Here is a 7,768-nt window from a genome sequence, read left to right on the forward strand (position 1 = left end):
ACGTAGGCAACGCCCTGCTCGAAGGCAGCCAACGAACAGAAGAGCGGCGAACCGAACACCCCGCCCCCTGACCGCCACAGGTTTTATCTCAAGCTCAGCCGGTGGTCGACGGAGGTTGCCATGCCTGTGATCGCTACGCGGCCGTCGTCTCTCAGCGTTGGGCCGCCGTCGACAGGGTGGGGACGTCGTTCAGGCAGCGGTCGATGAGCGCGTGCATGCGGGGGACGGGGAGGGACGGGTTGGCCGCAGCGCCCTCCGCGGTGCGGGGGTCGGCGAGGAGCGACTCCAGGGCGTCCGGCGCCAGGCTCGGGTTGGCGGCGGCCGCCCGGCGCACCGACTCGTCGGGGTCTTCCACCGGGGGATCGGGCAGGGCGGGGTCGGCCGCCGCCAGGGCGCGCACCTGCGGATCCAGGTGGTTGATGAGGTGGCTCGTGCCGGTACGGGGGAAGGCGGGCAGGGTCAGCAGGTGCGGACGGTGAGCCGGGCGGGTGACGAAGACGTCCAGGAGGAGGTGCGGCGGAGCCAGGGGGTGGTGGCAGGCCAGCCGGATCCGTACCTCCTCGTCCTCGTCCCGCGCGAGTGTCGCGACGAGTTCTGCGGGCAGGCCGGGCCAGCTCGCCGCGACCCGGCGGAGCACCGGTTCCCCGGACGCCGCGCAGGCGGCGAACCAGTCGGGGGACGGCTGGGGGTCGGGCTCGGTGATCGGGCACGTGCAGTCCGGGCCGTGGCCGATGATCCTGTGGAGCATGTCGTACTCGGCCCAGGTGCGGGAGAAGGGGTGGAGGCGTGCGCACATCCGTACGCCGTCGTCCGGGTCCTTCGTCAACTCCGCGACCAGGTCCGGCCTCAGGTCGGGCCGGGTGGCGACCAGCGCGCGGATCCCGGCCTCGGGATGGCGGGCGAGCCGGGCGACGGCGTGGGCCGGGGCCTGGCGGTTGTGGGCCAGGGGGCCCACCATGCCGTCCGCGAAGCACTGCTCGACGAGCGCCGGGGACAGGGCGCACGTGCCGAACACGAACGGCTCGCCGCGCGGCTCGAAGGACGGCAGCCTGGCCTCCACTCGCTCCGGATCCAGCACCCAGCTGTGCTCCTGCGCCGCTTCACGGACCGCGGGGTCCGGATCGTCGAGCAGCCTCGCCCGCTCCGCCGGGGTGAGTGACTCCCAGTTCCAGGTGGCCCGTATCCGGAGTCCGGGGTGCTCGCGATCGGCCAGGGAATGGCGGAAGGACAGCGGGATCTGCCGGGATGATTCGAGCTCCCCGATGATCTCGCCTGCGGTGAGCATGCCGTCCTCGCCCCCGTCCCGGGCGGTCAGGAGGGTGACGAGGATGTCGTCCGGCAGTGGCCGGACCCATCGGAGATGGAGTTGGAGGCCGCCGGCGAGCCGTGCGCGGACGAACCCCGACGGGTCCGTTGCCAAGGGGGCGAGCCGTGCGGGGTCGACGTGCAGGTTGCCGGCGAGCGCGCGGCGAATCTCCCGGGCCGGGTGGTGGAGGGCTGCGTCGATGACGGCGTCGGGCAGGTCGCGACCCGCGCACATCAGCAGGCCGGCCTCACCGGCCGCCGGATCCACCAGGCGTATCAGTACGTCGGAGGGCGCCGCCGGATTGAAAGCGATGCCGCGCAGCCACAGTGCGTGGAGAGAATCGGACACCGCGTCATCCTGCCACCTCGCCTCCCGAACCAGGCCGCCCGACGCCTACCGCGGCGGCACTCACCAGCAGGCTCCCGCCGCAGGGCCTTGGACCACGTGGCGAGGGCCTTGCTCATCATGCGCACGCTCACCGTGCGCGGCACACCGCCAGGCTCCGCATCCACCCCGCCGGGGGAACGCACGACGTCCTGGGCAAGTCAAGCAACCAGGCGTTGCTGAAACTCGGCTACATCGTTTTCCGTGCCCATCGGGTGTTCTCACTCTTGGGCAACAAACGCTCTCGCCACTGACCGACAAAACCACGCTGCCCTTCGGCCACCCTGGACGGTCCGTCCCGCCCCTGGATCTGGCTGACTATCGGGCGGCCGGTTATGTTCGCGAGTGCCTTGTTCAGCACGTCGGGCGGCGCTCGATCCCAGCCGCGCTCGATGTTCACGAGGACAGGCAGCACCCGGTGGTCGGCATGCCAGTCGGGCAGGGGGTGGGCATCGTGTCCCGGCGTGCGGAAGGCCCCGCCGGAGCCGGGCCTTCGCTGCGCGGTCAGGCGGCGCCCGAGACGCAGGTCTCGGAGACTTAGTTCACGTCTACATAGTCACCAGAGGAGTTGCTGGCGCCGGTCGTGGTGTTGCCGCTGTATCGCCAGCGCCATGTGCCGTCCTGGGAGGCGGTCACCGTGGTCTTCAGGTAGCCGGTACTACTAGCGGTTACCGACTTGACCGTGGTGTAGGTGCTGGAACCGGCGGGCTTGAACTGCAGCTTCACCAGTCGGCCGCCGTAGTTGTCGTAGCGGTGCAGACTCCAGTTCGCGCGCTGCACGGTGCCGGTGACGGTGATCGGCCTGCCCTTGGTGACGGGCTCTGGGGAGGCGTTCATGTTCTGGATGCGCGAGGCACGCTGGAGGCGGACCGTCGCGGAGAGCAGGTCGGTGTCGTAACCTCCGCCCTTCTTGATGGCAGTGCCGACGGTCTTCCAGCCGGTGGCGTCACTGTTGACGAGCTTGTTGCCATTGCCGCCCGGCATGTTGTCGGGATCCACAGTGATCGTCTCGTCGCAGTCACGGAACGTGTAGCCGCCCGCGGAGGACTGCCCGCAGCTCCACCGGGTCGTGAAGACCGCGAGCTTGTACTCGTTGGTCCCGTAGGTGCCCCGGTACGCCTCAACCCACCAGCTGTCCAGCGACACGTCGCTCTTCACCGTGTACGTCAACGGGGCCTCAACCTCGGCGCTGATGCCCACGACGATGGGCTTGCCGTTGTTGAACACGACGTTCGAGAACGAGATGTCGCTCTCGGCCGCGTGCGCGGTCGGCGCCGTGAGCCCCACGCCCACCAGCGCCATACCCCCGGCCACCGCCGCGGCGGCCGCGCGCCGCGCAGCCGAGGGTCTGTGCCGCTCCGGAGCAGCAGCCGATATTGAAGTGATCAATCCCCACCCCTGAGTCGAGTGTCTGCGCGACGGGTCACTGCCCGCCGCGGGAACTCTAGATCATCCGGGGCGGCACCTGGCGCGCCAGGCGGCCCCCTCCCCTGTGGCGCCCGTCCACAGGTCAGGTGCCGTATGGGTGGGGAGATCCACTGAGCAGATGTGGGGTCACCCCCAGCAGGGGGTGACCGTTTTCAACGAGCGCCAACAGAGCCCGGACCTCCGAAGTAACCGTGAACCTTCCGCAGTACCGGGTCCGCTCCCCCGGCGCCGCAGCCGCGGCCTCGTCCTGCTCCGCGGCAGCCAGCCACCGCCACACCGCACGCTCCCGCACACCCAACGCCTCGGCCATCACCCTCACATGCCGGGTGGAGAGCTCCCCCTCCCGACGCAGAGCCAGCAACCGGCGTACCGCCGGCCCCCGCAATGCCCGAACCGACACAGCAGGCAACGCCGTGCCCGACCCTCCACCCGACTGCGCCGAGACTGGTGGCTGTACTTCCTGATCCACCCCACGATCACACCAACTCCCGGCCGGCCAGAGATCAGAACCCACGAAACTGAGACAGCGTCATCCCTGATGCGATAAACCCCCAGGACAGCGAACCCCACACCGATCTCTCACGTCCATGACAGTGACCCCACACCCCCGAAACAAGCCCCGACCAGCATCAACACACCAAGAGCTCGCTGTCTCTCACACCACTGCCCCCAAACCGAGAGATCGCAACTGATCATGGATGCCATCGTGGAACGGGGTCTGGCCCGGCCACAGCATCGCCGCTTACGTCGAACACTGTGGGAACGCTCGTCGGCGGCAACTCAGGCTGGGTCTGGTGGCGGGGGCCCGTCCGTCTCGTACGCGTCGGCGCACAGGTTGGCGGCCAGGCCCACGCCGGCGTGGTGGTAGCGGTAGCGGAAGGTCTCGTACATGGTGCACATCCTTCGCTACGGATTCGCTTCGGAACCCAGGTCCCCTGACCGGCTGCGGACCCGATCAAAGTTCAGTGAGACGGGACATCACCAAGGGCTCCTACCTCCAGGCGCGTTACAAGCGACTGACCGCCCGCCGCGGACCAATGAAGGCACTCATCGCCGTCGAGCACTCGATCATCACCGCGATCTGGCACATGCTCACCGACAACGTGCCCTACCACGAGCTCGGCGGCGACTACTTCACCCGACGCGACCCCGAACGCGCCGCACGCCGGGCCGTGACCCGCCTCAACGAACTCGGCTACCGGGTCACCCTCGACCCCATGGAGGCCACCGGATGAACCAACCGGAACGAAACCCGGCAGGAACGGCCCGCTGGGCGCACCGTCGTGCCCGAAACACCACCCACCTGTGGTTATTTACGCGTCAGAGTCAAGCTGAGGTCCTGTCGACGCCAGGGACTCATGCATCGACAGGCGGCTCATACGACGCTAGAGATCTTTAATGGCTGGGGTTACGGCGATGCGAAGCCATTCCCCTGGCCGTCAGGGCGCATCTGCCTCCTGACACGTCTAGGATGAGCGCCGTGGGGGAGCCGAACACTGTGCTGGCAGGGGTTTTCCTGGCCACCGGGCGCACCCGGGTGTGGGTGGAGCGCGGTGCGCTGCACTGGAGGCGTGGGCGCATGACCGTCACCGTGCCGGGGTCGCAGATCCGTCAGGTCGAGGTCGCGGGGCAGTCGCTGGCCGTGGGCCTCTTCGAGGAGGCGCAGGCCGACGCGGCCTTGACGATCCGCCATCGCAATACGGCGGCGGTTGCCGCGCTCGGCGCCGAGATTGAAGCGATCATGAGCGACGCGGGGGCTGCGGGAAACGGGCAGTCGATCCGGCGGCAGTCGGTGCGCGTGTGGCCCCTGCAGGCCCTGGCGCGTCTGCGTGATCGGGTGCGGAACGGCAGCCTCTGGTGGCGGCGTGCCCTGTGGTACGTCCTCTTGGGGTTCCCCCTGGCCGTGTGGCTGCCGGTGGAGCCCCGCTTTCTCGGACCCATCGCGTGGCTGATGCTGCCGCCAGGCATCGCCTTGCTGCGCCTTTGGGCGGGCATGGCCGAGCTGGACACGCGGTGGGTGATATGGCGGCGAGGCATCACGGTGCGGGCGCGGTTCGAGTCCGACCCGTACAGCGAGGCCACCAGCGCCTACATCGTCCACTTCCGCACGCTCGAGGGCCGGAAGGTCACGGCGCACGGGCAAGTGCGAGGCCGCCGGGACGAGATTCGATACGACCCGCAGGACCCCTCGCGCGTGCTCGCGCCAACCCGCATCGCCTGGCTGGGGATCGCCCTGGCCGCATTCCTGGCGACCGGTGTGTGGGGTGTCATCTTCTGCCTCCCGACGCTTTTGTGGCTGATCAGGCTGCTGGTACTGCCGTTCTAAAATTTTCAATGGGTAAGGTTACAGCGGTTGGAGGTCGAGGCCGGTCTTGGCGATGAGGCCGTCAATGAGGCCGGGTCGGTACTGCATCCGTTTGAGCCGGGTCTTCACCAGCGCGGTGAGCTGGTCGAGGCTGTGTTTGGTGAAGTTGGCCAGGGACCGTTTCAGCTGTGACCAGACACCCTCGGCCGGGTTGAACTCGGGTGTGTACGGAGGCAGCTGGTAGACGGTCAGCCATATCCGGGCGTCGATCAGCTGGCGCATGGTGCGGCTGACGTGCGTGTTGAGATTGTCCCAAACCAGGACGAGCGGGAGCACGGACGCGGGCAGAGCTGCGGACTCCGCGCGCTCGAGCGCCGCCGCACGGACGCGGGCGTCCGCATGACCGAGACACAAAGCAACCTCGGACTCGGTGGGCGGCAGGCTCCAGGAAGGAGCGCCAGGGCCGGAGCCGGGGCCGGGCTCCTGCCAGTACGGGGCCCGGCCCCAGTCCGCGATCTCCCGGACGTCGAACCATTGGAAGCCGACCCGGATCCGGCCGTAATGCCTCCAGCCCATAACCGCGTCGACAGTGCCCGACCAAACACCGCGGTCAAGGGCGATCCAGTCCTCGGCCTGCCCGGCGCCGACCGCCGAGTCCACCCCCTTGCCGTGGAGCAGTCGTACGGCCGGGATGCAGAACACGGTGGGACGGAGTCGAAGCGTCGTCATAGGGCGGACTGTAACGCCGCCACCAACCACCCCCACCAGCCGTCGTCCCGCAGATCATCGATGCGCACTACCCCGACGGCCGCTCGGTCCATCAGCCCAGGCTGCGACCGCGCTCGGAGGCGGAGGTCGCGTTCGTGGGCATCGGCCCGGGAGCCGGGCGCTGGCTGAAGGAGGCCGGTCCCGCCGGGGCGTCCCGGATCCGCGCCACAGCCGGGCCGCGACACTGACACCGCAACGGGTAGAGCAGCTGTCCGCCATCGGGATGCGGTGGGCGTAGACGTACGGACAGCAGCCAGGCCGGACACGGAGGAAGAAGAAAAGTCTTCCTCCACTGGCAACTACCTGAACTACTTCACGAAGGTGCAGACAGTGCTGAACCAGACCGGTCTCAAGGTCTACTGACAACGGGCCGCCGCAACCAGCGGAACCCGCCCTGACCCGGCCGCGTCACAGGCACAGGGCAGCTGCCACGTCACCGTCCTTTCGGAGGTCCACATGCGCATCCGGGCGTCGCGCTCACTGAGCCTGCTCGCTGCGGCGGCTTTGTCCGCCACCGGCTTGGGGGCCGTCACCGGTTGCGACGGCCAGAAGGATGCCGGCGACGACACGGCGGTGCTGGCGCACCGTGCCCGCAAGGTCGCCGGAGCCTGGGACGAATCAGCCGCCGCCGCGTGGCGAGCTGGCTACCACCCCATGGGTGAGGTGGTCCAGCTTCCGCGCGGCGGCCTGCGAAGCCATGCCGACAAGCAGGCCTACCAAGACCACAACTTCGTCCTGCGGGGCGGGATACCCGACACCGGGCCGAAGGACGGCCGGGTGACCTGGATCGAAGGCGGATCGCTCACACGGCCGCTGACGGGGGCGGTTGAGTCATACCAGACCCTGGCTGGGGGCCGCACCGGCGGAACACCGCACCTCACTGTGACCGGGGCGAAGCTGGGTGAGATGAGTGTGGTCACCAGCCGGGGACCGGCGGTGGTCCCAGCCTGGCTGTTCACCCTGGACGGCTATGCCTCCCCTCTCAAGCAGGCTGCTGTCATCCCGTCGCCACTCCCCCGGCCGCCGATCGGGCCGGCCCACGATGTCCCGGGCTATCCGCTCGATCACCTGGTCCAGATTGCCGCAGGAGGGCGTTCGGTGACCGTGGTTGCCCTCCACGGTGCCTGCGACGACGGCCCCGTGGTGGCTGTACTGGAAACGCGGGGCAGCGTGGTGCTCTCGGGCTCCGTCAAACACCGGAAGGGCGACGGCGGCCTCTGCACCAAGCAGGCAAGGTTCCAACAAGTGACTGTGAAGCTGGCACGACCCGTAGGCGACCGCGTTCTGATCGACGCGCACACCGGCCAACCGGTCCCCTACAAGCCACCGCACGGACCCTCGCCGAGCTGGAGTTGAGCAGCGCAAGTCCTTGCCCCGGCCCACGCGCACCATCTCCGGCAGCCCGCCGAACGGGCCGTACGGCTCCTCGCGCAGGACCGCCGAGCAAACATCCCTCACACTCCCCCACCCCTAGATAAAAGGGGCTCTCCTGCCGCATGTGTGGGTGCTGTGACCTGGGCTGATACGTGAAACACGCCGCTTCCTGTGATCCTTGAGGTGTCTAGGCTCAAGTTTGA

Annotated in this window: 7 protein-coding genes; 4 read left to right on the top strand and 3 right to left on the bottom strand. The window is 68.7% G+C overall.

Annotated features, from left to right (window positions below; all coding sequences use genetic code 11):
* Positions 1-151 precede the first annotated feature (151 nt).
* Both AB0N06_RS37475 and AB0N06_RS37480 read right to left on the bottom strand, forming a co-directional pair.
* Entirely contained in the window at positions 152-1,654 is a 1,503-nt protein-coding gene (locus AB0N06_RS37475) for a hypothetical protein (RefSeq protein ID WP_366139148.1), read from the bottom strand.
* 573 nt (positions 1,655-2,227) lie between these two features.
* Positions 2,228-2,992: a hypothetical protein gene (locus AB0N06_RS37480; protein ID WP_366139149.1), complete on the bottom strand. Its 765-nt coding sequence runs from the start codon at positions 2,990-2,992 to the stop codon at positions 2,228-2,230.
* 1,091 nt (positions 2,993-4,083) lie between these two features.
* Between AB0N06_RS37480 and AB0N06_RS37485 the strand changes: the two genes are divergently transcribed.
* Both AB0N06_RS37485 and AB0N06_RS37490 read left to right on the top strand, forming a co-directional pair.
* On the top strand, positions 4,084-4,353 hold the full coding sequence (locus AB0N06_RS37485; RefSeq protein WP_366139150.1) for a hypothetical protein: 270 nt from the start codon (positions 4,084-4,086) through the stop codon (positions 4,351-4,353).
* Between the two features lie 344 nt (positions 4,354-4,697).
* On the top strand, positions 4,698-5,444 hold the full coding sequence (locus tag AB0N06_RS37490) for a hypothetical protein (protein WP_366139151.1): 747 nt from the start codon (positions 4,698-4,700) through the stop codon (positions 5,442-5,444).
* An 18-nt stretch (positions 5,445-5,462) separates the two neighbouring features.
* Here AB0N06_RS37490 and AB0N06_RS37495 read toward each other — a convergent pair whose 3' ends face one another.
* Positions 5,463-6,152, bottom strand: a complete 690-nt coding sequence (locus tag AB0N06_RS37495; protein WP_366139152.1) for a transposase — start codon at positions 6,150-6,152, stop codon at positions 5,463-5,465.
* A 267-nt stretch (positions 6,153-6,419) separates the two neighbouring features.
* Between AB0N06_RS37495 and AB0N06_RS37500 the strand changes: the two genes are divergently transcribed.
* Positions 6,420-6,554: a hypothetical protein gene (locus tag AB0N06_RS37500; RefSeq protein WP_366139153.1), complete on the top strand. Its 135-nt coding sequence runs from the start codon at positions 6,420-6,422 to the stop codon at positions 6,552-6,554.
* 93 nt (positions 6,555-6,647) lie between these two features.
* The gene (locus AB0N06_RS37505; protein ID WP_366139154.1) at positions 6,648-7,547 is read left to right on the top strand and encodes a hypothetical protein; all 900 of its coding nucleotides are present in this window, start codon (positions 6,648-6,650) and stop codon (positions 7,545-7,547) included.
* Positions 7,548-7,768 lie beyond the last annotated feature (221 nt).

Origin of the sequence: Streptomyces sp. NPDC051020, from assembly GCF_040683105.1 — a bacterium.
Taxonomy (GTDB): Bacteria; Actinomycetota; Actinomycetes; order Streptomycetales; family Streptomycetaceae; genus Streptomyces.